Origin of the sequence: Lactobacillus jensenii DSM 20557, from assembly GCF_001436455.1 — a bacterium.
In the GTDB taxonomy this organism is placed as follows: domain Bacteria; phylum Bacillota; class Bacilli; order Lactobacillales; family Lactobacillaceae; genus Lactobacillus; species Lactobacillus jensenii.
In genome coordinates, this window is the sequence record NZ_AYYU01000020.1 from 1 (window position 1) to 26,464 (window position 26,464).

Consider the following 26,464-nt stretch of genomic DNA (forward strand, 5'->3'; position numbering starts at 1 on the left):
GCTGGTAGTGGTAAGACTAGTGTTTTGACAAGAAGAATTGCTTATCTCGTTGAAGAAAAGGGAGTAGCCCCTTGGAATATCTTGGCTATTACCTTTACTAATAAAGCTGCTACAGAAATGAAAGAACGTGTCCAAAAGTTGTTAGGGCCTGCAGGACAAGATGTTTGGATGTCGACTTTTCACGCACTGTGTGTGAGAATTTTACGTCGAGATGCAGATAAAATTGGCTATTCTCGAAATTTCTCAATTGCTGATTCTAGTGAACAAGTTACCTTAATCAAACATATTGAAAAAGATTTAAATATTAATCCTAAGCAATATAATCCTAGAGCTATTCTGAGTGCAATTTCGAATGCCAAAAATGATTTGCTCAATCCTAAAGATTTTGAAGCAGCTAGTGGAAATCGACCTTTTGATCAGATTGTCAGCGAAATTTATAAAGAATATCAAAAAAGATTGGGTCAAGATCAAATTATGGATTTCGATGATTTGATTATGCAAACTTTAGTTTTATTCCAAAAAGATAAGGCTACTCTTCATTATTATCAAAATAAATTCCGCTACTTATTGGTTGATGAATATCAGGATACTAATGAAGCTCAATATCAACTTTGTCGTTTATTGGCAGCACAATACAGTAATGTCTGTGTAGTTGGGGATGGCGATCAGTCAATTTACGGCTGGCGTGGCGCTAATATGGAAAATATTCTGAATTTTGAAAAGGATTATAAAGATAAAGGCGTTCATACTGTTAAATTAGAGCAAAATTATCGATCTACTGGTCATATTTTAAGTGCAGCCAATGCAGTTATAAAAAATAATCAAAATCGTAAATCAAAAAGACTTTGGACAGATCAAGGTTCTGGTGAAAAAATAACTTATTATCGAGCACAAAGCGATGTAGATGAAGCAATTTTTGTTATTTCTAAAATCACTGAAGCAGTTAAGGCTGGAAAAAGAGACTATAAAGATTTTGCAATATTATATCGTACTAATGCGCAGTCACGTGGCTTTGAAGAATCCCTAGTCAAGTCTAATATTCCTTATCAAATTGTTGGTGGTCATAAATTCTACGATCGAAAAGAAATTAAAGACATTTTAGCGTATTTAAAATTAGTTGCTAATACGAGTGACTCAATGAGTTTTAATCGAATTGTCAATGTGCCAAAACGGGGGATTGGAGCAGCAACTGTTGATAAATTATTAACTTTTGCTAATGAGCGTGGAATTGGAGTAGGAGATGCTCTTTCTAATTTAGAATTAGTGCCAGTGTCAGCTGCAGCAAGTAAAAAGTTAGCTGATTTTAATGCTAAATTGGTTGATTGCGTAGCTTATGCTCAAGATACAAGTCATACAGTAACCGGATTAACTGAAAAAATTTTAGAAGATTTTGGTTATACCGATGCTCTTAAAAAAGAAAAGACTTTAGAAAGTGCTAGTCGGCTAGAGAACTTGGATGAATTTCTCACGGTAACTAAGCGTTTTGATGATAATTTCGAAGCAGACGATGATGAAAGTCTACCAATTAATGATTTTTTGAGTGAGGTTACATTGCTTAGTGACCAAGATGATATTGAAGATGATGGAAATCAAGTAACTTTAATGACGCTTCATGCAGCTAAAGGATTGGAATTCCCAGTTGTCTTTTTAGTAGGAATGGAAGATGGCATTTTTCCATTATCACGTGCTATGCTTGAAGAAGACCAACTTGAAGAAGAGCGACGTTTGGCCTATGTTGGGATAACTCGCGCTAGAGAAAAATTATATTTAACTAATGCTTTTTCTAGAACAATGTATGGAAAAACTACCTCAAATCCAGCATCTAGGTTTGTTCAAGAAATTAAGCCAGAAGATTTAGAAACCGAATATGCGGGTGGAGTAAGAAAAGCTAATACAAATTCATTTACTTCGACTAATAGTGTTCCATTCTTTAATAAAGGTGAACGTGCCAAAAGCCAAGTTTATACAGCTAAAACTGCTACTAAAGCTAGTGGTGCTATTGGTGCAGAAAAGCAAGGCTGGAATGTAGGAGATCAAGTTACACACAAGGCTTGGGGGAAAGGTGTTGTTGTCAAAGTTAATGGTACTGGTGAAGATATGGAATTAGATATTGCTTTTGAAGCTAAAGGAATAAAACGCCTTTTGGCAGCATTTGCCCCAATTAAAAAGGTATAATTAAGTAGAAAAACAGTTGATATAAGGAGGTTTTATGGCTAAGTTGAATAAGAAAGCGGCCCAAGAAGAAATCGAAAATTTACGAAAAAAGTTGAATACTTGGGCTGAACAATATTATGCACAAGATGCTCCAAGTGTTGAAGATGCTGTTTATGATCAGAATTACCAAAGATTAGTAGAGCTTGAAAAGCAGTTCCCTGAGTTAGTAACCTCGGATTCAATTACGCAACGGGTTGGTGGAGAAATAAAATCAGATTTAGGAAAAGTTGAACACCAAATTCCAATGCTTTCAATGGGCGATGTTTTTTCAAAAGATGAGTTACGTGAATTTGATCAACGGATTCAAAAATTAGTTGGAGGCCCGGTTGCTTATAATGTTGAATTAAAAATTGATGGGTTATCCTTATCACTTGAATATTCAGATGGAAAGTTAGTTAGGGCTTCAACACGTGGTAATGGGCGGATTGGTGAAGATGTAACTAAAAATGTGCAATATATTAGTGATATACCTAAAACTTTACCTGAAGCGCTTACTATGGAAGTACGTGGCGAGTGCTATATGGGAAAAGAAGCCTTTTTAAAGTTGAATACTGAGCGGGATGAAAATGGTGAGGCAGTATTTGCTAATCCAAGAAATGCTGCGGCAGGAAGTTTACGTCAGCTTGATCCACAAGTTACGAAAAAAAGAAATTTGAGTACTTTTATTTATACTTGGGTTAATCCACCAAAGGAAATAACTAGTCAACATCAAGCTATCCAGCAAATGGCAAAATTAGGCTTTCATACCAATGAAACTGGAAAAAGATTAGCCAATTTAGATGGAGTTTTTGCATATATTGATGAATATACTAGTAAAAGAGATAGCTTGAGCTATGGCATTGATGGGATTGTTTTGAAGGTTGATGATTTAACTTTACAAAAACAATTAGGCAACACTGTTAAGGTACCACGATGGGAAATCGCTTATAAATTCCCACCCGAAGAACAAGAAACTATAGTTCATGAAATTGTTTGGACAGTGGGAAGAACAGGGGTAGTAACCCCAACTGCTGTAATGGATCCTGTTGAATTGGCAGGAACAACGGTGTCAAGGGCAGTACTTCATAATCCTGATTTACTTAAGCAAAAAGATGTAAGAATTGGTGATACCGTTAGACTGCACAAGGCAGGCGATATTATTCCTGAAATTTCAGAAGTTGTTTTAAGTAAGCGACCAGTAGATAGTAAAGTATATGAAATTCCTGATAAATGTCCATCTTGTGGACAAGCTTTGGTTCATTTAGAGGGAGAAGTTGCATTACGTTGTATTAATCCAGCCTGTCCTGCTCAAATTGAAGAAGGAATTATTCACTTTGCATCACGCCCAGCAATGGATATTATGGGGGTAGGTCCTAAAATTGTCCGTCAGCTAATTCAACATAATTTGGTTAAAGATATTGCAGATTTATATCATTTAACAGCTGATGATTTAGCTGAACTTGATCATTTTGGTGATAAATCCATTAATAATTTGCTTACTGCAATTGATAATTCACGACAAAATTCTGTAGAATTATTGTTAAACGGCTTAGGTATTGATCATGTTGGTGCTAAAGCTGCCTTGTTAATTGTTCAAAGATTTAAAAACTTAAATAAGATTATGCAAGCAAGCGTGTCAGAACTAACCGCAATTGATACAATAGGGGAGACGATTGCTGAGTCAATTACAACTTACTTCGCACAAGCTAGTGTTCAAAAATTAGTCCAAGAGTTAATTGATAGCGGAGTAAATATTGATTATTTAGGTGAAGATGTGTCTAATGAAGAAATAGCTGATAATTTCTTTAAGAACAAGACGGTAGTTTTAACTGGAAAATTAGCACATTTTACTAGAAGTGAATTTACTAAAAAGCTTGAAAGTCTTGGTGCAAAAGTTACCGGTTCAGTTTCTAAAAAAACTGATTATGTTATTTATGGAACAGATGCAGGATCAAAACTTACTAAGGCTGAAAGCTTGCAGATTGCACTTTTAACTGAAGAAGAGGCAATTGAAAAAATTCAATAAAAGGGATTATGATTGTGAAAAAGTTTTTACAAGTAACTTTGTTAGCATCATCGATGCTAATTTTAGCTGGTTGTGGCCGATTGGGTGATTCTGATTTAGCAAATAATGCTACAACGACTAATAATAAAACCAAGAAGTATCAAACCACATCAACTAATGGTGGATATACTGTTTTATTAAAAAATGGAAAGTATGTGACTAGTTCAACTTCTGGACTTACTTCAAGTGATATTGATAATACTGTTGACAGTGTAGCGTTAGAACGTGGTTTAGTTAGTTTAGATAAGAATGTATTTTCAACGAGTAAATATGTTTTCCAAGAAGGGCAGAAATTATCTAGTTCGACTATTTCATCGTGGTTAATGAGAGAATCAAAATCTTATCCAGATGGTCTTAACCCAAAAAATAATGGAAAAACTGGTGAGACAACTAGAAATCCAGTTATTTTAAATCAAATTTTGGAGCAGGATTTTTTAACTGGCTCGGGAGCAAATTATAAATTATCTGGTATTTCTTTAGGCTTAGCGCTTAATTCTGTTGATTACTATCAAAAGAAAAGTGGAGGACCACAATATTCAAGTAGTATTTCACGGGCTAAACAGGAAGCATATGGGAAAGAAACAGCTGATAAAATTGTAGCTAGATTGCGTAAGAAAAAAGGTATGAAGAATATTCCAATAATGATTTCCCTCTTTTCAAAAACTAGTCAAGATTCACTAGTTGGCGGAACTTTCTTTGCATATGGCGTAGCAGAGGGTAATAGTAGTAAAATAACTAATTGGAAGTCTGTTTCCGAAAAGAGCCAAGTCTTGCCAACTGTAAACAATGAATCACCTGTTAATAGTGATGACGCTTCAGCATTTAATAGTTTTAAATCAGCTATTGAGAATTATTTTCCTAATTTGAGTGGGGTTGTAGCAACAGTTCGCTATCAAGATGGCAAATTAACCCAGGAGAATATCCAAATTACTACACAATTTTATGGCTATGTTCAAATTCAAAGTTTTGCTAGATTAGTTCAATCTGAAGCGAAAAAGTATTTGGCTAAGGATGTTCCAATCGAAATAAAAATTAGTTCGGTTAATGATGTCCAAGCAGTTGTTTATAAAAACAGTGGTGATGATAGTTATAGCTCACATATTTATGGTGGTCAATAAGGAGGTAAAATAGTGGAAATTACAAAAGAAGAAATTAAGCACGTGGCAGCTTTGTCACGGCTTGAATTTAAAGATGAAGAGTTAGATCAATTCACTTCTCAAATGGATAAGATCATTGAAATGGCAGAACAATTGGGAGAAGTTGATACTGAAGGTGTTCCTGAAACAACACAAGTTGTTGATCGCGATACTGTTTATCGTGAAGATAAGCCAGAACACTGGCAAGACCGCAAGGAAATGCTTAAAAATGTTCCCGAAACTACTGATGGCTTCATTAAGGTGCCAGTAATTATTGATAAGGACGATAATGATTAATGAAATACTTAAACGAAACTATTGACTCTTTAAACCAAAAATTAGCTAGCGGTGAAGTTGACGCTCAAAAGTTAGCTGATGAAACAATCGAAAATATTAAGGCTACTGATAAAGATATCAATGCTTTTATTACTGTTGATGAAGATGCAAAGGCCAGTGAAAACTTAAACTTTGCTAATAAATTGGCAGGTATTCCTGTTGCAATTAAAGATAACATTGTAACTAACGGTCTAAAAACTACTGCAGCAAGTCATATCTTGGATAACTTTATTCCAGTATATGATGCTACTGTAGTATCTAAGCTTAAAGATGCTGGAGCAACCATTATCGGTAAGACCAACTTAGATGAATTTGCAATGGGTTCAAGTAATGAAAACTCATACTTTGGTGCAGTTCATAACCCTTGGAATTTGGATAAAGTTCCTGGTGGTTCATCAGGTGGTTCTGCAGCAGCTGTTGCTAGTGGTGAAGTTGTGGCAGCTCTTGGTTCAGATACAGGTGGTTCAATTCGTCAACCAGCAGCTTTCAACGGTATTTTTGGTATTAAGCCAACTTACGGCCGAGTATCACGTTGGGGCTTGATTGCTTTTGCTTCATCACTTGACCAAATTGGTGTTTTAACTAAGCGTGTTAAGGATGCAGCTGAAGTCTTAAATGTCATTAGTGGTGCAGATGAACATGATTCAACTGTTTCTGAAAAAGCTGTACCTGACTTTACTAAGGCATTAGGTCAAGACGTTAAAGGCTTGCGTGTTGCTGTTCCTAAGGAATACATGAGTGATGCTGTCGATGAAGGTGTTCGCAAGGCAGTTCAAGCTCAAATTGATTACCTTAAGGAAAATGGTGCAATTATTAATGAAGTTTCACTTCCTCATACCAAGTATGTAGTGCCAACTTACTACATCATTGCTTCCAGTGAAGCTAGTTCAAACCTTCAAAGATATGATGGTATTCGTTACGGTTACCGTGCTAAAGATACTAAGAACTTGCTTGATGTATACGTTAAGTCTCGTTCAGAAGGTTTTGGTGAAGAAGTTAAGCGTCGGATTATGTTAGGTTCATTTGCCTTATCTGCTGGTTCATATGATAAGTTCTTCAGACAAGCAAGTAAGGTTAGAACTTTAATTTGCCGCGACTTTGATAAGATCTTTGAAGATAATGATGTAATTGTTGGCCCAACAACTACTGAACCAGCATTTGAAATTGGTTCAGAAGTTAAGGACCCAATTAAGATGTACAATAACGATATTTTGACTATTTCTGCAAATATGTCTGGTGTTCCAGCTGCTAGTGTTCCTGCAGGTTTAGTTGATGGGATGCCTGTTGGTTTACAAATTATGGCTAAGAGATTCGATGAAGAATCTGTTTTCCGTGTTGCTGACTTTATTGAACGTAACAACAAGTTTTATGAAAAGAAACCAGCTGGATTGGAGGATTAATTAATGAATTTTAAATCAACTATCGGTCTTGAAGTTCACTTTGAGTTAAAAACAAAGAGTAAGATTTTCTCTCCATCACCAGTAACTTATGGTGCAGAACCTAACTCAGAAGCTAATGTTATTGATTGGGGTTACCCAGGTGTATTACCTAAGCTTAACAAGGAAGTTTACCGTCTTGGTTTGATGGTTGCCTTAGCTACTCACTCAGAAATCACACCAGTTACTCACTTTGACCGTAAGAACTACTACTACCCAGATAACCCAAAGGCTTACCAAATCACTCAATTCTTTGAACCACTTGCTAGAAATGGTTATGTTGAAATAGAAGTACGTGGTAAGAAGAAACGTATCGGTATTCACGAAATGCACATCGAAGAAGATGCTGGTAAGAACACTCACGGAACTAACGGATTTTCATACGTTGACTTAAACCGTCAAGGTGTTCCACTTCTTGAAGTTGTTTCTGAACCTGATATGGAAGATCCTGAAGAAGCATATGCATACCTTGAAAAGTTACGTAAGATTGTTCAATTTACTGGTGCTTCTGACGTTAAGATGGAAGAAGGATCAATGCGTGTTGACACTAACATCTCAATTCGTCCAGCTGGTCAAAAAGAATTAGGTACTAAGGTCGAAATGAAGAACCTTAACTCATTTGAACACGTACGTTTATCACTTGCATACGAAGAAAAGCGTCAACAAGAAGTACTTTTGTCAGGTGGTAAGGTTCAACTTTCAACTCGTCGTTTTGACGAAAATAGTGGTAAGACTGTGCTTGAGCGTGTTAAAGAAGGTGACGCAGACTACCGTTACTTCCCAGAACCAGATATTGCGCCATACCACATTAAGCAAGACTGGATTGATGAAATTAAGACCCAACTTCCTAAGAGTGCTGATGAACGTCGTGAAGACTACATCAATAAGTTAGGACTTAAGCCATACGATGCTGACGTTATTTTGCAAACAAAGGAAGCTAGTGACTTCTTTGATAAAGCAATGAAAGCTGGTGCAGATCCACAAATGACTGCTAACTGGATGAACACGCAAGTTAATGGATACCTTAACGAACATCACGTTGAACTTAAGGACATTAAACTAACTCCAGAAAACTTGGCTAAGATGGTAACCTTAATTAAAGATGGAGTTATTTCATCTAAGATTGCTAAGAAAGTCTTTGCTGAAACTGTTGCCAACGGTACTGATCCTAAGAAGTACGTTGAAGAAAATGGTATGGCACAACTTTCAGATCTTTCAGTTCTTGAACCAATGGTTAAAGAAATTGTGGATAATAACCCACAATCTGTTGAAGACTTTAAGAATGGTAAGGACAGAGCAATTGGTTTCTTAGTTGGTCAAATCATGAAGCAAACACATGGTAAAGCTAACCCTAAGATTATTAACCAATTACTTAATAAGGAATTACAAAGTCGTTAATTTACTTACTAACAAAAGAAAAAAGGTGTTTTAAATGATTAAGAAAGCAAGATTGATATATAATCCTGTTTCAGGTCACGAACAGATGCCTAAAAATGTTGCAGATATTTTAAATATCGTTGAACAAGCAGGCTATGAAGCAAGTGCTTATCGCACAACTCCAGAAGCTTTTTCTGCTCAACATGAAGCTACTCGCGTCGCTAAAGCTGGTTTTGATTTAATCATTGCTGCTGGTGGCGATGGAACGATAAATGAAGTAGTGAATGGTGTTGCAGGACTTAGCCAACGCCCCAAATTAGCAATTATTCCAGCAGGGACAACTAATGATTTTGCTAGAGCTTTGCGAATTCCACGTGATAATTTAGTTGAAGCTGCAAAAGTAATTTTGCAGGGAAAAACTAGAAAAATGGATGTTGGTCAAGCAATAAGCGATAATGAAGATAAATACTTTGTCAACATTGCGGGATCAGGTTCATTGACTGAGTTGACATATGGAGTTCCATCAGAGTTAAAAAGTGCAATGGGATATGGAGCCTATTTGATTAAAGGAGCTGAAATGCTTCCTAGCATAAGTAAAAGTCATATGAAATTAAGTTATGATAATGGCGTTTATGATGGCGATTTGTCCATGTTTTTACTTGGAATGACTAATTCGATTGGTGGCTTTGAACAAATAATGCCGGATGCTGAATTAAGTGATGGGCTTTTTCAGTTAATTGTGATTAAGACTGCAGATCCTTTGGCGTTGTTATCATTAATGGTAATGGCCCTAAATGGAAAGCACGTTAATGATCCAAATATTATTTATACAAAAACACGATCTTTAAAAGTAGAAATGATTGATAATGGTAAAAAAGTTCCGTTTAACCTAGATGGTGAAATTGGTGGTTATTTACCTGTTACTTTCAAAAATCTGAAACAACATATTGAATTTTACGTTGGTAAATAAAGCTAACAAAAATGACCTAGCTCAGATGCGAGCTAGGTCATTTTTAATTATCAAAACTAATTTTGATAAAAAGTTTCTGCGACTGCGTGTGCAATTGCAATCTTAACATGTTCATATGAAAGTCCACCTTGAATGTAAAGACGATATGGTGGACGAAGTGGTCCATCTGAAGATAGTTCGATTGTGGATCCTTCAGTGAAACTTCCAGATGCCATTACCACATCATCTTCATAGCCATCTTGGTGGTATGGAATTGGATCAACGAATGAATTGAGTGGAGAGTAGTGTTGAATTGCACCACAGAATTTAACCATTGGTTCTGGCTTACCAAAAGTTACAGTTTGAACGATATCTGTTCTTGGATCATTCCATTTAGGAGCAACATCCATTCCCATTTCTTCACATAAGGCAGCTGTAAAAATCATACCCTTGATTGCTTGTCCGGTAGTATGAGCTGCCATGAAAAATCCTTGGTACATATCACGTAAGTAGCCCCAAGTAGCCCCTTCACCTTTACCGGCTCCAGGAACATTAAGACGTGAACCAGCACCTTCAATTAAATCTTTACGTCCAACTAAGAAGGCACCGCCTTTAACAATTCCGGCACCGGCGTTTTTAAATAGTGAGCCAGCAATTAAGTCAGCACCGTAAAAAGTAGGTTCTTCACATTCAGAAAATTCGCCATAACAGTTATCAACAAAGATATTTACATCTGGACGAACTTCTTTGATAAACTTAAGCATTTTCTTGATTTTTTTCATGGTAAAGCTTGCGCGAACGGCATAACCAAGTGAGCGTTGAATAGCAATTACTTTAATCTTAGGGTCTTGCAAGTCCTTCTTAGCTTGTTCAAAATCAACCTCACCATTTTCAAGTAATTCAGTTGCCTTAAAGTTAATGCCCCATTCTTTCATGTTGCCAGGCTTGTTTCCAGCTAAACCAATAACTTCTTGAATAGTATCATAAGGAGTACCAGTCAAGTAGTATAAAGTATCACCAGGTCGAAGCATACTGAATAAACCAACAGCGATAGCTTGAGTGGCGGAAGAAAATTGTGAACGAACAAGGGCATCATCAGCTTTAAAGTAATCAGCATAAATTGCTTCTAACTTGTCACGGCCAATGTCATCATAACCGTATCCTGTAGAAGGTACTAAGTCCTCTTCACCAACGCGATGTTTTCTAAATAATTCTAATACTCTTTGTTGGTTGTGAAGAATTTGTTCATCAATTTCGGCCAAGCGTGGAGTAATCATTTGATCCACTTTATCAATCTTTACTTGTAATTCTTCGGGTAAATTTGCTTTCCAAGATAAAACCATATCTATCTCCTTATTTTAAAACTTCAACTTCAACATTAATTTTACCATTTGATGCTTGTTTCCAGTAGACACCTTGAATTTCTGGAACAAAACCTGGGAAGTTTTCCATTGCTCCAACTAAAACTTCAAAATAATTTTGATCAACTTTTTGCCATTTTTCACCAGGAGCAACAATGAAGACACCTGGTGGATAAGGCAAGGCGCCTTCAGCAGCCACTTCGCCAACAACATCTTTTAAATTAACTAATTTGCTTTCATTGTGCATAAAGAGATTGTCAGCCTCAGCCGGAATCATGGTGTAGCTTTGCATGTTTTCTTTTTCAAATAGTGCTTTTTGTAGTTTAAAAGTTTGATGACTAGCGTAATATTTATGCATTTCATTGCAGAGCTTTTGTAAGGTGTAGCCTTGATAACGTTTAGGATATTGCATAGCTAATTTTGGCACAACTTTTTCTAGAGGAGCATCTTCTAAGTAGAGCTTTTCAAATTCTAAAAAGGCATTTACCAGAGCATCTAAATCTTCTTGTCGATCACCTGGAGTTAATAAGAAGAGTAGCGAATTTAAATCATTTTTTGCTCTGATAATTCTTTTTTCCATTAAAAATTCGGCAACAACTGGACCGGGAATTCCATCTGCTTGGTATTTGCTATTAGGAATATCGATTCCTGGTGTAATTACAGTGATTTTCATTGGATCAAGCATCGCTTCGTTAGCAGCAATGCGGTTAAAGCCATGCCAAGAAGCATTAGGTGAAAGATTCCAATATTTACTGTTAGTCATTAAGTCTTCTGTTGGAATCTTAGCAAAATTATCACAAACTAAGGGCTTAAATAACTTAGATTTAGCTAATAGCTGTTTGCGCAATTCAATTCCCATGCGTAAAGTGTCATTCCACCATTTTTTATTTCCAGGGCCACTGACTAGGTAAGTATTAGCAACTAGAGAAGCATAGATAGGATAAGAATAACTTGAAGTGACAAATTTTAAGTAGGCATGGTTGAAGTGCTTGTGGTCAACATAGCGCTCTTGTCCCTTAATGTGACTGTCTTTTTTTAAGATTTGGGAAGTTTGCGCCATACCAGCTTGCTGCTTATGAAGTGATTGTGTAACTAAGATTCCTGGATCTTCTGGACCTAAGTCTAAAAGGAGGGGCGATAAGTGTTCCATAATGGGTAGAAACTCTTCAAAACCGCCCCAAGCACAGTCAAAGAGAATGTAATCGCAGAGATTACCAATCTTGTCTACAATCCACTTAGCATCATAAAAGACACCATCATAAGTTTCTGCTTGAACTACAGCCATTCTAAATGGTCGCTTTTTCTTAGCTTTTTCTGGGTCGATTTTAGCGGCTTCTTTACGTAAATAGTCTGCAGTTAAGCATTCAGGATCCATTTCACCAATTAAACCAAGTGGGTTACGATCTGTCTTAATATATACTGGCTTAGCTCCGCTCATCACTAAGGCACTATTATAAAGAGACTTGTGATTATTGCGGTCAAACAGAACTAGGTCATCTTTTCTTAAAACAGCGCTTGCACAAATTGAGTTAGCGCTCGTTGTACCGTTAGTACAGAAGTAGACTTTGTCAGCGTGATAAGTTTCGGCGGCCTTTTGTTCAGCTGTTAGTGGGGAACCATCATGAGTCATCATGTCACCTAGTTCAGGAACTGTGTCACTCGTATCAGCATACATTAAGTTCTTACCGAAGAATTTATTCATGATTACACCAGCAGGATGCTTTTCATAATATAAACCGTTGTGGTGCCCAGGAGTAGTGAAGCTAACCGGCTTATCTTTAGCGAACTTGACTAAGTCCTGAAGATAAGTTGGAACTGTTTCTGTCACGTAGTTATTTGCAGCTGAAAGGATTTTCTTTCGCTCGCTATCAGTAATTTCATTTTTAACTTTAATAACTGGAATCGGTAAGCCAGATTCACTTTTTATTTTTTCTATCCTAGAAATAGCAGCAGTATTATTTTTACTTACTACAAAGGCTGCAATACTAGCTGGATTAGAAATATTAGTTAGTGAAATTAGTTGCCAGTTGGGTAGAGACTCAAGCTTTGTACTTGAGTCAACTGCAATATTTAAGAAATCCATAAACCCTCCCGAGAAAAAATTCTCTAAACTATTGCAATTTTAAAAAAAAGCATATAATCTAATGAACGTATATTATTATCTATAATGTGATTATATAAGTAGAGCGAGGGTAGAACAAGTGGGAGTAACTGGTTCTTTCATTGTTTTAAAGCCACCAAATAATTCGTTTAAGTTGTAATAATAGGATTAATTTGGGAGAGAAAAATTGAAAGAAGACGTAATAAATTTAGATTTAAATAAAAAGCATTATCTTACTTGGCCAGTTATCGCTTTGATTGACTTTGTAACGATTATCAGTTTTGAAAATATTTTTTATCCATTCCAAAACCAAGGACTTTCAGTTGTAATTTCTTGGATTTTCTTACTATTTTCTTATGTTATTCCTTATGCTTTGATTTCAAGTCAAATGAGTTTAACCTTTGATAATCAAGAAGGTGGACTGGCATCTTGGGTTAGAAGAAGTAGTAATGATACTTTAGGATATTGGACTTCATGGATGTACTGGGTTCAAAGTGTTCCTTATATTGTTGACGTATCAAACTCAGTAATTGTTTCATTCAGTTGGATTATTTTTGGTGATAATTCACTTGATAAGAAAATGTCGACTTTTTGGTTTGGAATGTTAACTTTTGTCATTATTTTGGCATTTATCTTATTAGAAAACCGCTTGAGAAATTCTTTAGAAATTCTATCTCTAATTGGTGGTGGTGCAATGTTTATTATGTCAATGCTCTTTGTAGCACTTGCTGCTTGGGCTGTTATGCATGGTGGACACAAGATTGCAACTCAACCATTTAACTGGGGTGCATTTAAGCCAAGCTTTAGTTTGAATTACTTCTCAACAACTGGTTTGCTTATTTTTGCTATGTCAGGGGCAGAACTTGCTGCACCATATGTATCACAAATGAAGAATCCAAAACGCGACTTCCCTAAGGCAATGTGGATGTTAGCAATTATGACAGGATTCTTAACTATCTTTGGTACTTTGGCTTTAGCAATGTTCTTTAATGCGCATCACATTCCACATGACTTTAAGATGAATGGTCCTTACTATGCTTTCCGTTTATTAGGTGAAAGTTTAGGTATGGGTAAAGTTTTGATGTACATTTTTGCTGTTGTGCAAGCAATCTTCATGATGGCTCAATTAGCGGTCTTGCTTGATGCTTCAAGTAGAGTCTTTGCTGGGGATGTTGCTGATAAGTTTATGCCTAAATGGTTAACTAAGAAGAATAAGAATGGTCGACCAATTCACAGTTACACTTTTACTGTTGGTTTGAGTTTATTCTTATTGCTTTTAACCGGTACTTTGCCTAACATTAACACTATTTATAACTGGCTTTTGAACATTAATGGTATCATTTCACCATACAAGACTTGTTGGGTATTCTTTGCCTTCGTTGCAATGAGAATGCATCAAGAAAAGTACAAGTCAGATTATGTCTTTATTAAGAATAGAACTGGTGCTTTAGCAGTTGGTTTTTGGTGCTTAATCTTCACCTTTATCTGTGCTACTTTAGGATTTGTTCCTCAAAACGTTGATTTTGGTACAGCTGAATTTAACCACCAATTAATATTGAATATAATTACTGTAATTGTGTTATTTGGTCTTGGTTACATCTTGCCATGGATGCGTAAGCGTGAAAAAAAGCGCGAAGAAAATAAATAATAACAATTGGTAAAATTTATAAAAAATGGTAAATAAAATCAAGTTTTTCAATTTAGTGAAGCTTGATTTTTTTATTTTGGCGTCAAATATATTAAGATAAAACTCAAATACTTTTAGATAAAGGATTTGAGGAATATATGGAGAAAAAGCAACGAATAATTATCTTTTTTAGTTTGCTTTTGATATTATTTGCGAGCTTAAGCCTAATTTTTGGGTTAAAACAAACGAGTAAAAGTCCGCTGCCTAATGCTACAGCTACTGTATTTTTCCACGGCTATGGCTCAAGTAAACATGCCGAAGAGCAGATGGCTAATTATTTAGTTAAGCATAAATACGCTTCTTCAATTGTAGTAGCTGATGTTGATTTTCAAGGAAAAGTAAAGTTTACTGGAAATTTAGCTGCAAAAACTAAGAATTTTATCGTTGAAGTAAATTTACAAAATAATAAAAGTGCCAATAATATGACTTATAGTCAATCAAGTAATTATGTAGCAAAGGTTTTATCTGGTTTAAAGAAAAAATGGAAAATAAATAATGTTAACTTAGTTGCCCATTCAATGGGTAATTTACAGGTGATTTATTTTATTAAGAATCATGGAGATAGCAAAAAGTATCCTAAAATTAATAAGTTAGTTGCAATTGCTGGCCACTATAATGGAATCATTGGGATGGATGAGCCAAAAGAAACTAATCTAGAGGCTAATGGTAAACCAAAGATGATGAATGATACTTATCGTGATTTATTATCGGTGAGAAATACTTCCCCTAAAAACATCAAGGTCATGAATATTTATGGTAATTATAAAAATCATGGTGATGGATCCGTAAATAATAATTCGTCTAAGTCATTACGATATTTAGTTCAAAAACGTGCTAAGTCCTATGAAGAGCAAGAAATTCGGGGTTATGGTGCACAACACAGCCGACTTCATGAAAATAAAGAAGTCGATCAAATACTTCTGAAATTCTTAAAGTAGTTATATAAACAGAAAAAATCCGCTAGAACAGTTAGTTCTAACGGATTTTGTTTTATTGATAATTATTAGCGACGATCGTTAACACCGAAGATTTCTAGTAAGAGCATAAATAAGTTGATGAAATCAAGATACATATTTAATGCACCCATAATGGCTAAGCCACTATCAGAAACTTGATCACCATATTCAATAAAAATTCTCTTTGCGCTGTTAGCATCATATGCAGTCCAGCCAGTGAAGATAAGTACACCAATGTAAGAAAAAATATAAGCGCCCGCACCACTCTTAACGAAGAAAATGTTAACTAGGGTTGCTACAATGAACCCAATCATGGCAGCTCTTAAGTATGAGCCCCAGCTACTTAAATCTTTTTTAGTAAAAGTACCAAATAAAGCCATCGCTGCGAATACACCTGCTGCAGATAGAAAAGCAGAAGTAATAGTTGTACCAGTATAGTAGCTAGCAATGATAGAAAATTCAACACCGTAAACTACTGATAGGAACATTAGTAATGTAAAACCTAATGTAGGATTTTTTGCTGCTTTAAAACTAATTCCTAAGCAAAGAGCAAAAGGTAGAAAAATAATAACCCAGAACATGGCTTGTGGCATGTTCATAATGGCTGAGCGAAAAACAGTCATTGTTAAGTATGAACTAACAGCTGAAACTAAGACAGCTATTAACATAAAGCCGTACATCTTAGTTAAGAAGCTATTAATAGCAGTGACGTCTTGAATTTTACGTCGTCCAGAATCTTGTGAGAAGTAATCCATATAAAAGTTCCTTTCTATAGTTAATTACTATATTCACCACTAATTGTATCCAAAAAAGTGATTTTAGACAAAGAATTGGCACAAATTAGTAAAGTTATAATAATCAAAAAAAGCCTAACATTAATGAAGTGTCTCATAATGTTAGACTTTTAAATATTTATTTCTTACTCCACTTAAGTCCAATTCCAGTGAATCCACTCAAGATTGAGAAGATAGGTGATAAAAGACTAAAGAAAGTAAATGGTAAGAAGGCTAAAACAGGAACTCCTAATGTAGCAGCTGCAAATGAACCAGCAACACCCCAAGGAATCAAGTAGTTAATTACACTACCACCATCTTCAAGTACCCGGCTTAGGGCAAGTGGGTGTAGGCCTACTTTATCAAAGGCATCTTTAAAAGCACGACCTGGTAAAATTACTGATAAGTATTGTTCACCAACGAATAAGTTAATACCAATTCCAGAGAGAATAGTGACTAAAATTAAGCTCCCTGTCTTTGGTAGACGTTTAACAAGAGGTTGCATTGCCTTTTGGATAATGCCAAATTTCATTAATAATCCACCAAGAGATAAGGTGGAAATGATTAAAGCAACTGTTGCCATCATTGAACTGATTCCACCACGGGTTAAAAGTGCATTAACTTGGGCGTTGTCAGTTTTTGCAATAAAACCATTAGTTAGTAAATCAGTTAACTTTGGAATGGTCATTTTGCTATCTTGAATAAATATCATGATGGTTGTCAAAATGATATTAGAAAATAAAGTTGGAATTGCTGGGATTTTTTTCCAAGCACAGATAAACATTAATAAGATTGGAAGAAGTGCCCACCAAGAAATAGAAAAGTTGTGGTTCAAGGTTGCAATAGTTCTATTGATTTTAGTTAAATCGATGTGCCCACTATTACCTAAAATTGTAAATAAAATTAGAGAGCCTAAAAAAGCAGGAATTGTCGACCACATCATATTTTTAATGTGGGCAAATAATTCACTTTCAGCAACAGCACTAGATAAGTTAGTTGAATCAGAAAGTGGTGACATTTTATCGCCAAACACTGCACCGGAGACAATTGCTCCAGCAATTAAGGCTAGATTTTGGCCCATTGATGCTCCAATTCCTAAAAAGGCAATTCCGATTGTTGAAATAGTAGTAAAACCTGAACCAATAGCTAGTCCGACAATTGAACAAACGATAAAGACTGATGGAACAAAAAATTGCCCGCTAATCAAATGAAAGCCAAGGACCATAATTGATGGAATAATACCACCTTTAATCCAAACAGCAATCAAAGCTCCAATTAAAATAAAGATAAAGATGGGAATGATAGCAATATTTATTCCTTCTTTGATTCCGTCATGAATATCATCCCAAGAAAATCCGCGCAATTTTGCCCAAAAAACGATTAACGCTGCGACAAATAATACGGGAACTTCAGGATTTATTCCAAATTTAATTACACTAATTCCTAAAATAGCTAGTAATAGAATTAAAATAATAATTGATTCTCCAAAACCAATTTTCTTTTTCATAATTTTTCCTCCAATAAAAAAGTCCCTGCTGCTATTAAAGCAACAGGGACGACGCTTGCCGTGGTACCACCCAATTTCTCCGTCAGTAACGGACTCAAGTAGCAGGTGATAAAGGACCTGCAAGACCTATTAGCAAATTAAGTATTTCGTTAAACTTAGCCTGTCCGGCTTGCACCAACCGCCGGTTCTCTGAACGCTGAACTAAGCAACTACTGTTTTATTAATTGAAATTATAATATATTGGACTGAATTAAATGTCAAATAAAAAGTTAAAAAAAGATGATATTTTGTTAACGAGCAATAGAGTTAATTTTCTAGTATCATAGTAGTAGCGATTTTAGAAAAGGTAGATATCATGCAAAAAAATCAACTTGTTAAACTTGAAATAACTGATCTCTCTTATGAAGCGATGGGAGTTGCCCATTTAGATGGGATGACGATTTTTGTTAATAATGCTTTGCCAGGTGAAGTAGTTGAAGCTAAAATCTTGAAAGTAAAAAAGAGTTTTGCTTTTGCTAAGATTGAAAAACTTATCAAGCAAAGTCCTGATCGAGTAACAATTAAGCTGAATCAATGGGTTCAAACAGGGCTTGCTAGTTTAGCTCATATTAAGTATGATAAGCAACTTGACTTTAAGCGTCAGCAAGTTATCAACTTACTGGAAAAAGCGCACTTGAATAAAAAAGTAAATGCTACTGTGGCTAGTCCAGAAGAAACAGGCTACCGTAATAAGGCCCAAGTGCCAGTACGGAAAGTAAAAGGTCAACTTGAAATCGGCTTTTTCCGGAAGCATTCCCACGATTTAGTTCCAATGGAGAACTTCTTTACCACTGATCCAGAAATTGACCGGGTGTTGGTAGCAACACGCGATATTTTGCGCAAAAATCATATACCAGCTTATGACGAAGTTAAAAATAAAGGTGAAGTTCGCTATCTTGAGGTGCGTAGAAGTAAGGCTAATGGCGAAATGATGGTCATCCTAGTATGTTTACACAAGGACTTTCCACAACTTGCCAAGGTAGCTGATGAAATTAGTCAAATTTCAGACGTTGTTAGTGTAATTTTGAATCATAATCCGAAGAAAACGAACGTTATTTTGGGGAAACATGACTATTTACTCTCAGGAAATCCACAAATTGAGGATAAAATTGGGGATGTGTGCTTTAAGATTTCTGCTCAAAGCTTCTTCCAAATTAATTCTTTGCAAACACCGCGTCTTTATAATTTAGCAATTGAAAAAGCTGGCTTAACTAGCGATGATACAGTGATTGATGCTTATTCAGGGATTGGGACAATTGGCTTGAGTGTTGCTAAGCATGTTAAGAGCGTTCGCGGAGTTGAAATTGTTAAACCTGCGGTGCAAGATGCTAAAGAAAATGCATTGCTCAATGGAATTGAGAATGCTGATTATGTGTGTGGCAAGGCAGAAGAATTGATGCCATCTTGGGTAAGTGAAGGGATGAAGGCGGATGTTATCTTTGTTGATCCACCAAGAAAAGGGTTGACACTTGAATTTATCGAAGCTAGTGTGAAAACTAACCCACAAAAAATTGTGTATATCTCATGTAACCCAGCAACAATGGTGCGTGATTTAACAATGTATCAAGACTTAGGTTACGACTTTGAAGAAATTACACCAGTTGATATGTTCCCACAAACTCCGCATGTAGAATGTGTGACTGTGCTTGAGAAGAAATAAAAAACAAGTCCAGCTGGACTTATTTTTTATTTAATTAGTGAGGTAACTGCCATGTCATCTATCCTTTAAATGTAGCATCAATTCTTGATTTTCAGAAAAAAGTTCTTTAATTAAAGTTTGATTCTCAATGCTAATTTGAAGAGTTTTATTTTTGTCTTTTGTTAATTGTAAGCTTAAAGAGTCACTTGACTTAAAATATCTGGATTCATCTTTTAAATTTGACATGAAATCACCTGGTAAGTAATTATTATAATAATCGCCTACTAGAAGTAATCCATGAAAAGTATAAGCCATTGAAGATTGGAATAAATACAAATGTATACTAAAACAAAACAAAAGCAAGTTGAAGATGTTCTCTTAACTCAAATTGTAGTTACATCAGAAGTAAATAATATTTTTAAATATAATGACAAAATATATTCAAGTCAATCATATGAATCAGGTCTCGATCCTGATATGTCGGATTTTGCTATAGCTTTCTATGAAATTATTTACAACAAAAAAATTATAAGTAACGGTCAGATTATTGATATGAACTTTGCTGGGGATACTATTAATACTGGTATTTATATGAAAGGCCAAAGAAAAAAGGTAAAGTTAGAAAACCGGCATTGCTTAGCTAATTTTTGGGTAATTCCCTATGTCCATGGAAGAAAAAGGGAAAAACCAAAAAGAGATTATTGGGACTTATATTTATCCTATGTTAAAGAAAATATATCTGCTTATGATAAAAATTTTGAGCAGAATCATGATTTTAAAGACTTTAAAGTGACTCAATTTATTCCTGAAAATGTTAATTCCAGTACATTAATGCATCAAGAAATATCAATAAAAAATAGAGCTAAGTTATTAGCAAAATCAGATGTTGGTGATAAATTATGGCTTTATTTTGCTGACAATTCTCTTTTATAAAATAGGTGATAAAGATGAACCGAACAGAATTATTTAATTACATCAAACAAACTTATCAAACTCATCCTGAGTATTTATGGAAAAAGTTCCCTAACTATGCAGTTTTTCGTCACCAAAGTAACAATAAATGGTATGCAATTGTTATGGGTGTTGAAAAGAGTAAATTAGGTCTAGATGGTGATGAAAAAATTGATATTCTTGATATCAAAATAGATCCTAAGCAAGCTGAATTTTTATTAGAATTACCTGGTTTCTTGCCAGGTTATCACATGAATCATCGAACTTGGTTGACTGTTTTGCTTGATGGAACGGTACCTGATGAGCAAATTGCTAAGCTATTAGCAGCTAGTTTTCAAGCGACTAAAAAATAATTGATATTAAAATAGAGAGTTAACATTAACAAAATAAAACTCCACAATTATTAGATTCTATATCTAACAATTGTGGAGTTTTTTAAATCATAATTGAATATTTAAAGCTGTTTCTTTTGATGCTTTTTAATAATCAAATATTCACTAATCATGACTATAAACCCTAATACGCTAATTACTATGCCCAATTTTAAGCCTGGCATTGTATGCTTTAAAGTAATTTTATGCTTTCCTTTTGGTAAATCTAAAGCGATAAATCTATTTAAAGCTTTTCCAACTTTTACAGGCTTTCCATCACTAAACGCTTTCCAGCCAGTAGTGTATGGGATAGTTGTAATTAAAGATTGACCTTGTTTGATATTGATAGTTCCTTCAACTTGATTATTTGTCCATTTGGATAATTTTAATTGATTCTTTTGTGCATAAGAAATTGTCTTATTAAGAGATTGTTTATTGAGTAAGTAAAGTTGTGGAATAAAAAGATTACCTTTTTCATTTCTTTCTCCCATTTGAAATTTTAGAGTAACCTTACCATTTTTAGGGACTGAAATTCCAAGTGGTTGATAAGTTACAGAGTTTATGTTTAGTAGCTGATTATTTAAGGTTATCTTGAAAATTTTAGAATAATTATAAAGTTGATTATTATCTAAAACAATATAACCAACAGAATTTGGCTTAGCAGTATAAGTGAAAGTAACAGACGATGGAGTAGCTTTCTTTTTTACTTGATAACTTAATTGTTTTTTAGATGTTTTCGTAATTAAGTTGTCACTTGTGACTTGTGCGGTGATTGGTTTGGAGAAATATGTATGCTTTGAGTTAGTGAGTGAATTTAAGACTCTGGTTTGATTCTCAAGAGGGTGGTTGGCAGTTAATCGTAAATTATTGGCTTTATATCCTGCAAAAGCAATTGGAAAAGTATTACATTTATACGCAACATTTTGCTTATTTTTTAGCCAAATTTTATTATTAGCTAAATCGTTACGTAAGCCATAATTTTTGAAGCCTTCAGTATAACCAGTTAATCGATTAGTAGTTATAAACGCTTTGATATCAAAAAGAGCGTCAGTAAGTTGTGTACTAGAAAAGTAGAAGTAGAAATAACCATCTCCTGGTAAGCCTAATAATGAATAAAATTCACTAATTTTAGGATCATTGTTTGATGAGAAAACCTCGGCTCCACGATAATTAAAAATATAACTCTCGCCACAATTATCATTTAGTAAGAAACTTTTAGCTAACCGATCCGTTTTAGCTGATTTAGGTAACTGATTAATGAAAGATTGAGTTTGAGCAATATAATCAGTTATTTTAACCGAAGGCTGTTTAACATTATTCCAAAAAATTGTTGCTGATGAAAAAATTTCAAATATTAAAAATATAGCAGGAATCCATGCATTTATTTTATTTTTATAATAAATAAATATTAATAAACCAGATATTATTGAAAATACAAGGACCAAAATACAATCTGTTGAATTAAGCAAAAGTAGCTTGCTTGATCTAAAATAATAAATTACTAGGAATATAGCAAAAATAGATATGGATATTTTTAAATTATTTCTTGAAATATTGTTGGCAAGTTGATAACTTGCAAAAAATGCAATAATAAAAGTAATCAAAAAGCTAAAACGATATGCAAAGGCTACGGGTGGTTGTCCTCCATGCCAAAGTAAATAGAGTTTCTCTGATAATAATCCACTAGCAGTAAAAATGCATAAAAATAGACTGGCAAGTCTAGTCTTGAGAGCAATCCTTCCATTAAAAAAGAAGCAGATTGCCAAAAATAGCGTAATAGTTCCTACAAAGCAGAGTGGAAGTTGTAAACGGAGTGGCAATTGTAAACTTCGAGTAGAAAATAATACACTAGCTGGTAGTTCTTGCCATATGTGAAAGAAGTTAATGTTAGGATTAGGGAGCGAATAATTGAGCTTGTTTTCCAATAAATTAAAAGCAGTTGGTATAATGCTGACACCAGAGATGGCGCCAGCGGTTAAAGAAGCTAAAATAAAAAGACTAGAATTTTTAATTAATTCTTTTAAAGTAGATGTGTTTAAGTATACTTGATACGCAAAAAAAGCAACTAAGAATAAACAAACCATGTAGGCTGTATAGTAGTTAGCTACAATAGTAATTGCAAGAAGCCAAATATAAGGAAAACTAAAACGGCCTTTGCTTAATTGAACGACAAAAACTACTAATAAAGGTAGAAAAGCAATGGCATCAAGCCACATTAAATTCCCTATATAATTAATTACATAGGATGATAGTGAGTACGCAATAGCTAAACTAATGGCCCAAGGATCAGCTAAGTGATGAAGTTTTTTTGTCATCCAGCAAAAACTAGCACTAGCAACCATAACTTTAAGTAGGATTACGGTATATAAGGCTTGTGGCAAAAACTTAGTTGGAAAAAGTAGGACAATAAAATTAAAGGGGCTAAGAAGATAATAACCCCAGTTACCTGCGGTATTACCGCCTAAACCATTAGAAAAGCTAAATGAAATACTAGATAAATCATGAAGTATGGTATGTTGATAGGACGCAAAAAAGGATATATATTGATTAATCAAATCACCAGAATGAATAGTTCCACCCATTAGGAAATTAGTGCCGCCAATCCAGCTAGCAATAAAAAATATAAGACCAGCAAGAAAGCCGGCAAAAATCCAAGTTCTTTTTTTCATAAAATAAAAACCTCTATAAAGTAATGAATATACTAGTACATTCTAACATGTAAGTAATAGCTTTTATATGAAGAGTTTTAAGGAGAATAAAAAGCCATACTCAATAATGGAGCATGACTTTTTATTTATCCAAAATTATCTAAATCGTTAACAGCTTGTTCCCAATCATTAGTTGCTTGATCAAGTTCAGCTTGAATTTTTGAAAGATCTTCTTGAAGTGGCCCTAATTTATCGAAATTAGAAGCAATTTCAGGATTGGCCATTTCATTTTGAATGTCAGCTTCTTTTTGCTCTAATTCATCGATCTTAGCTTCTAAATCATCAACTTTTCTTTGTAATTTTCGCTTTTGTGAATCAAGCTTTTTTTGTTCCTGATAAGATAACTTATTTTCACTAACTTTTGTTTCAGTTTTAGCGGCTTGTTCTGGTATTTGGTTAACAGGTTTATTTTTCTCTTCTAGATAATATTCATAATTACCTTCATACAGCTTCGCATGGCCAGCTCGAACTGAAATAATCTTATTAGCTAATTGATTAATAAAGTAACGGTCGTGAGATACAAATAAAAGTGTTCCATCGAACTTACTCAAAGCTTGTTCAAGCACTTCTTTTGCTTCAATATCTAAGTGGTTAGTAGGTTCGTCCATGATTAAAAAATTATCATGCTCTAAGGCCAAAACCGTTAAAGTTAACCGAGCTCTTTGACCACCTGATAATTGACCAACCACCTTGTCAATGTCTTTAGCTGTAAAAAGAAAACTTGCTAAAATTGAGCGAACATCTTTTTCTGGCATCGATTTATGGCGATCCCAGATTGTATCAATTACCGTCTTCTTATAATCGAGTCCTTGCAGTTCTTGGTCGTAGTATCCGATATCTAAACTAGCCCCATACTTAATTGAACCAGATTTAATTGCGAGTTTTTTCATAATGGTCTTAAGTAAAGTAGACTTACCAATTCCATTTGGGCCAATAATTGCGATACGGTCGCCTTTATTAACTTGGAAAGAAATATTATTAACCATGGTTTTGTCAGGATAGCCAATAGTTAAATCTTGCGCAATTAGCACTTCTTTTCCTGAAGGGCGATCAGCTTTAAAGTTAATCTTGACCTTACCACTATGCTTAGGTGGATCAATTCGCTCCATTTTTTCTAGCTGCTTACGTCGACTTTGAGCACGCTTAGTTGTGGAAGCGCGAACTAAATTCTTTTGAATGAAGTCTTCAGCAGCTTTGATTTCTTCTTGTTGCTTTTCATAAGCAGCTTCTTGTTGCGCATCACGTAACTGGCGTTCAGCTAAATAATGAGTATAATCGCCTTTGAAAATTGTCAATTTACCATAACGCATTTCAAAAATTTGTGTTGCCAAATGATCCAAGAAGTATTGGTCGTGAGATACAGTTAAGATGGCACCATCGTAATTTTTCAAAAAGCCTTCAAGCCAATCCAAGGTGTCTAAGTCAAGGTAATTGGTAGGTTCATCAAGCAAAAGTAAGTCAGGCTTTTTAAGAAGTAACTTAACAAAGCTAAGTCTGGTCTTTTCACCACCAGATAGTGAGCCAATTTTCTTTGTCCAGGTATTTTCTTTAAAGTTAAAACCATTTAGGACGCTTTTTATATCAGCTTGATATGTATAGCCACCATTTTGTTCAAAATCAAATTGCATTTGATCATAGCGTTTGAGTAAGTCGCTATCTTCAGGATGATTAGCAATCTGTTCTTGCATTTTGGTTAAATTCTCACCTTGCTTGATAAGAGGTGCAAAAACAGTAATCATTTCGTCCCAAATACTTTTATTTTCATCTAAAGCATTTTCCTGGGCAATATAGCCAACATCGATATCTTTATTGACCGTAAATTCACCTTTAGTTGATTCTTCTTCACCAGTCATAATTTTCAGAAGCGTGGTTTTTCCTACTCCATTAGGTCCCACTAGACCGATTCTGGCATTATTTTCAATTGAAAAATTAATATCTTTAAATAAAGTTGTTGCCCCAAATTGTTTTTCAAGGGCATGTCCTTGTGCAATAATCATATAATTCACCTGTGCAATATTTTACCATAGGAAATGTGAAGATTTCACTTACTTGTTATACTCAAGATTAAATTTGTGAAAATATTACTTGCATATAAACCTTAAGTGTAGGTATCATATTCTTGATTGAAAAATTTTCACATTCACAAACTTGAATGAAGAAGGGTTCTTTGATGGATAAAATAAAAATTCCAAAGGCAACAGCGCGTAGATTGCCACTATATTATCGTTACTTAATTTTATTGAATGAAGAAGGAAAAGAAAAAGTATCCTCAACTGAACTCTCAGAAGCAGTTCAAGTTGATAGTGCTTCTATTAGACGTGACTTTTCATATTTTGGTGCATTAGGTAAACGTGGCTATGGCTATGATGTCAAAAGTTTATTGGGATTTTTCAAAAAGATCTTGAATCAAGACACTTTAACTAATGTTGCTTTAATAGGGGTAGGGAATTTGGGCCATGCCCTTCTTAACTATAACTTTAAGCGTAGTAATAATATTAGAATCTCTTGCGCATTCGATATAAATTCAGATTTAACTGGCAAGATTGTTAGCGGTGTGCCAGTTTATGATATGAAAGATATGATTGAACAAATTAGAGAGCAACAGATTACCATCGCAATATTAACAGTTCCTCAAACAAATGCCCAAAAAACTGCTAATGAAATTGTTGAGGCAGGAGTAAGAGGAATTATGAACTTTACTCCTGTTCGCTTGTCAGCTCCTGCAGGAGTTAGAATTCAGAATGTTGATTTGGCAACTGAATTGCAAACTTTGGTCTACTTTTTAGAATCAGATAAAAAAATTGAAGATTAAGCAAATTAATGGTATTACTTGCTTAATTAACTAAATAGGCTCTTTGTCAAATCCTGTTGATAAAGAG

At 34.7% G+C, this 26,464-nt stretch carries 20 protein-coding genes; 13 read left to right on the forward strand and 7 right to left on the reverse strand.

The annotated features are described in order from the left end of the window. From pcrA to FC45_RS05830, 7 genes are all read left to right on the forward strand, one after another. Positions 1-2,175 (forward strand): DNA helicase PcrA (gene pcrA, locus FC45_RS05800; RefSeq protein WP_057706456.1); only part of this gene is annotated, 2,175 nt, incomplete at its 5' end. A 34-nt stretch (positions 2,176-2,209) separates the two neighbouring features. Beyond that, on the forward strand, positions 2,210-4,219 hold the full coding sequence (ligA, locus tag FC45_RS05805) for an NAD-dependent DNA ligase LigA (RefSeq protein ID WP_057706459.1): 2,010 nt from the start codon (positions 2,210-2,212) through the stop codon (positions 4,217-4,219). 14 nt (positions 4,220-4,233) lie between these two features. After that, complete coding sequence (locus FC45_RS05810; RefSeq protein ID WP_006588823.1) at positions 4,234-5,376, forward strand: CamS family sex pheromone protein; 1,143 nt, start codon at positions 4,234-4,236, stop codon at positions 5,374-5,376. Positions 5,377-5,388: 12 nt separating this feature from the next. Further along, complete coding sequence (gene gatC / locus FC45_RS05815) at positions 5,389-5,691, forward strand: Asp-tRNA(Asn)/Glu-tRNA(Gln) amidotransferase subunit GatC (protein ID WP_006585669.1); 303 nt, start codon at positions 5,389-5,391, stop codon at positions 5,689-5,691. Continuing rightward, a complete protein-coding gene (gatA, locus tag FC45_RS05820) occupies positions 5,691-7,130 on the forward strand; it encodes an Asp-tRNA(Asn)/Glu-tRNA(Gln) amidotransferase subunit GatA (protein WP_006585670.1) in 1,440 nt (479 codons plus the stop codon). Before gatC ends, gatA begins: the two co-directional genes overlap by 1 nt. Before the next feature lie 3 nt (positions 7,131-7,133). Beyond that, positions 7,134-8,564: an Asp-tRNA(Asn)/Glu-tRNA(Gln) amidotransferase subunit GatB gene (gene gatB, locus FC45_RS05825; RefSeq protein WP_006585671.1), complete on the forward strand. Its 1,431-nt coding sequence runs from the start codon at positions 7,134-7,136 to the stop codon at positions 8,562-8,564. Positions 8,565-8,598: 34 nt separating this feature from the next. After that, positions 8,599-9,513, forward strand: a complete 915-nt coding sequence (locus FC45_RS05830; protein ID WP_006588135.1) for a diacylglycerol kinase family lipid kinase — start codon at positions 8,599-8,601, stop codon at positions 9,511-9,513. Positions 9,514-9,569: 56 nt separating this feature from the next. Here FC45_RS05830 and FC45_RS05835 read toward each other — a convergent pair whose 3' ends face one another. Next, a complete protein-coding gene (locus FC45_RS05835) occupies positions 9,570-10,835 on the reverse strand; it encodes a methionine gamma-lyase family protein (protein WP_006585672.1) in 1,266 nt (421 codons plus the stop codon). A gap of 10 nt (positions 10,836-10,845) precedes the next feature. Continuing rightward, positions 10,846-12,936 (reverse strand): putative ornithine decarboxylase, encoded by a 2,091-nt coding sequence (locus FC45_RS05840; protein ID WP_006585673.1) that lies wholly within the window; start codon positions 12,934-12,936, stop codon positions 10,846-10,848. Between the two features lie 205 nt (positions 12,937-13,141). Here FC45_RS05840 and FC45_RS05845 point away from each other — a divergent pair, with 205 nt between their 5' ends. Continuing rightward, the gene (locus FC45_RS05845; protein WP_006585674.1) at positions 13,142-14,602 is read left to right on the forward strand and encodes an APC family permease; all 1,461 of its coding nucleotides are present in this window, start codon (positions 13,142-13,144) and stop codon (positions 14,600-14,602) included. A 137-nt stretch (positions 14,603-14,739) separates the two neighbouring features. Beyond that, entirely contained in the window at positions 14,740-15,579 is an 840-nt protein-coding gene (locus tag FC45_RS05850) for an alpha/beta hydrolase (protein WP_006585675.1), read from the forward strand. 65 nt (positions 15,580-15,644) lie between these two features. On the opposite strand, the gene FC45_RS05855 is transcribed toward FC45_RS05850, so the two are convergent. Continuing rightward, entirely contained in the window at positions 15,645-16,352 is a 708-nt protein-coding gene (locus FC45_RS05855) for a Bax inhibitor-1/YccA family protein (RefSeq protein ID WP_006588136.1), read from the reverse strand. Between the two features lie 157 nt (positions 16,353-16,509). Then, positions 16,510-17,877, reverse strand: a complete 1,368-nt coding sequence (gene nhaC, locus FC45_RS05860) for a Na+/H+ antiporter NhaC (RefSeq protein WP_006588137.1) — start codon at positions 17,875-17,877, stop codon at positions 16,510-16,512. Positions 17,878-18,232: 355 nt separating this feature from the next. On the opposite strand from nhaC, the gene rlmD reads away from it, so the two are divergent. Beyond that, entirely contained in the window at positions 18,233-19,576 is a 1,344-nt protein-coding gene (rlmD, locus tag FC45_RS05865; protein WP_006585676.1) for a 23S rRNA (uracil(1939)-C(5))-methyltransferase RlmD, read from the forward strand. 54 nt (positions 19,577-19,630) lie between these two features. On the opposite strand, the gene FC45_RS05870 is transcribed toward rlmD, so the two are convergent. Then, on the reverse strand, positions 19,631-19,801 hold the full coding sequence (locus tag FC45_RS05870) for a hypothetical protein (RefSeq protein ID WP_006588138.1): 171 nt from the start codon (positions 19,799-19,801) through the stop codon (positions 19,631-19,633). A gap of 90 nt (positions 19,802-19,891) precedes the next feature. On the opposite strand from FC45_RS05870, the gene FC45_RS05875 reads away from it, so the two are divergent. Further along, complete coding sequence (locus FC45_RS05875) at positions 19,892-20,488, forward strand: hypothetical protein (protein ID WP_006588139.1); 597 nt, start codon at positions 19,892-19,894, stop codon at positions 20,486-20,488. A 14-nt stretch (positions 20,489-20,502) separates the two neighbouring features. Further along, the gene (locus FC45_RS05880) at positions 20,503-20,859 is read left to right on the forward strand and encodes an MmcQ/YjbR family DNA-binding protein (RefSeq protein ID WP_006588140.1); all 357 of its coding nucleotides are present in this window, start codon (positions 20,503-20,505) and stop codon (positions 20,857-20,859) included. A 101-nt stretch (positions 20,860-20,960) separates the two neighbouring features. Here FC45_RS05880 and FC45_RS05885 read toward each other — a convergent pair whose 3' ends face one another. After that, positions 20,961-23,546 (reverse strand): YfhO family protein, encoded by a 2,586-nt coding sequence (locus tag FC45_RS05885; protein ID WP_006588141.1) that lies wholly within the window; start codon positions 23,544-23,546, stop codon positions 20,961-20,963. Between the two features lie 125 nt (positions 23,547-23,671). After that, positions 23,672-25,582, reverse strand: a complete 1,911-nt coding sequence (locus FC45_RS05890) for an ABC-F family ATP-binding cassette domain-containing protein (protein WP_006585682.1) — start codon at positions 25,580-25,582, stop codon at positions 23,672-23,674. Between the two features lie 173 nt (positions 25,583-25,755). On the opposite strand from FC45_RS05890, the gene FC45_RS05895 reads away from it, so the two are divergent. Beyond that, positions 25,756-26,397 (forward strand): redox-sensing transcriptional repressor Rex, encoded by a 642-nt coding sequence (locus FC45_RS05895; protein ID WP_006588142.1) that lies wholly within the window; start codon positions 25,756-25,758, stop codon positions 26,395-26,397. The last annotated feature ends 67 nt before the right edge of the window (positions 26,398-26,464 follow it).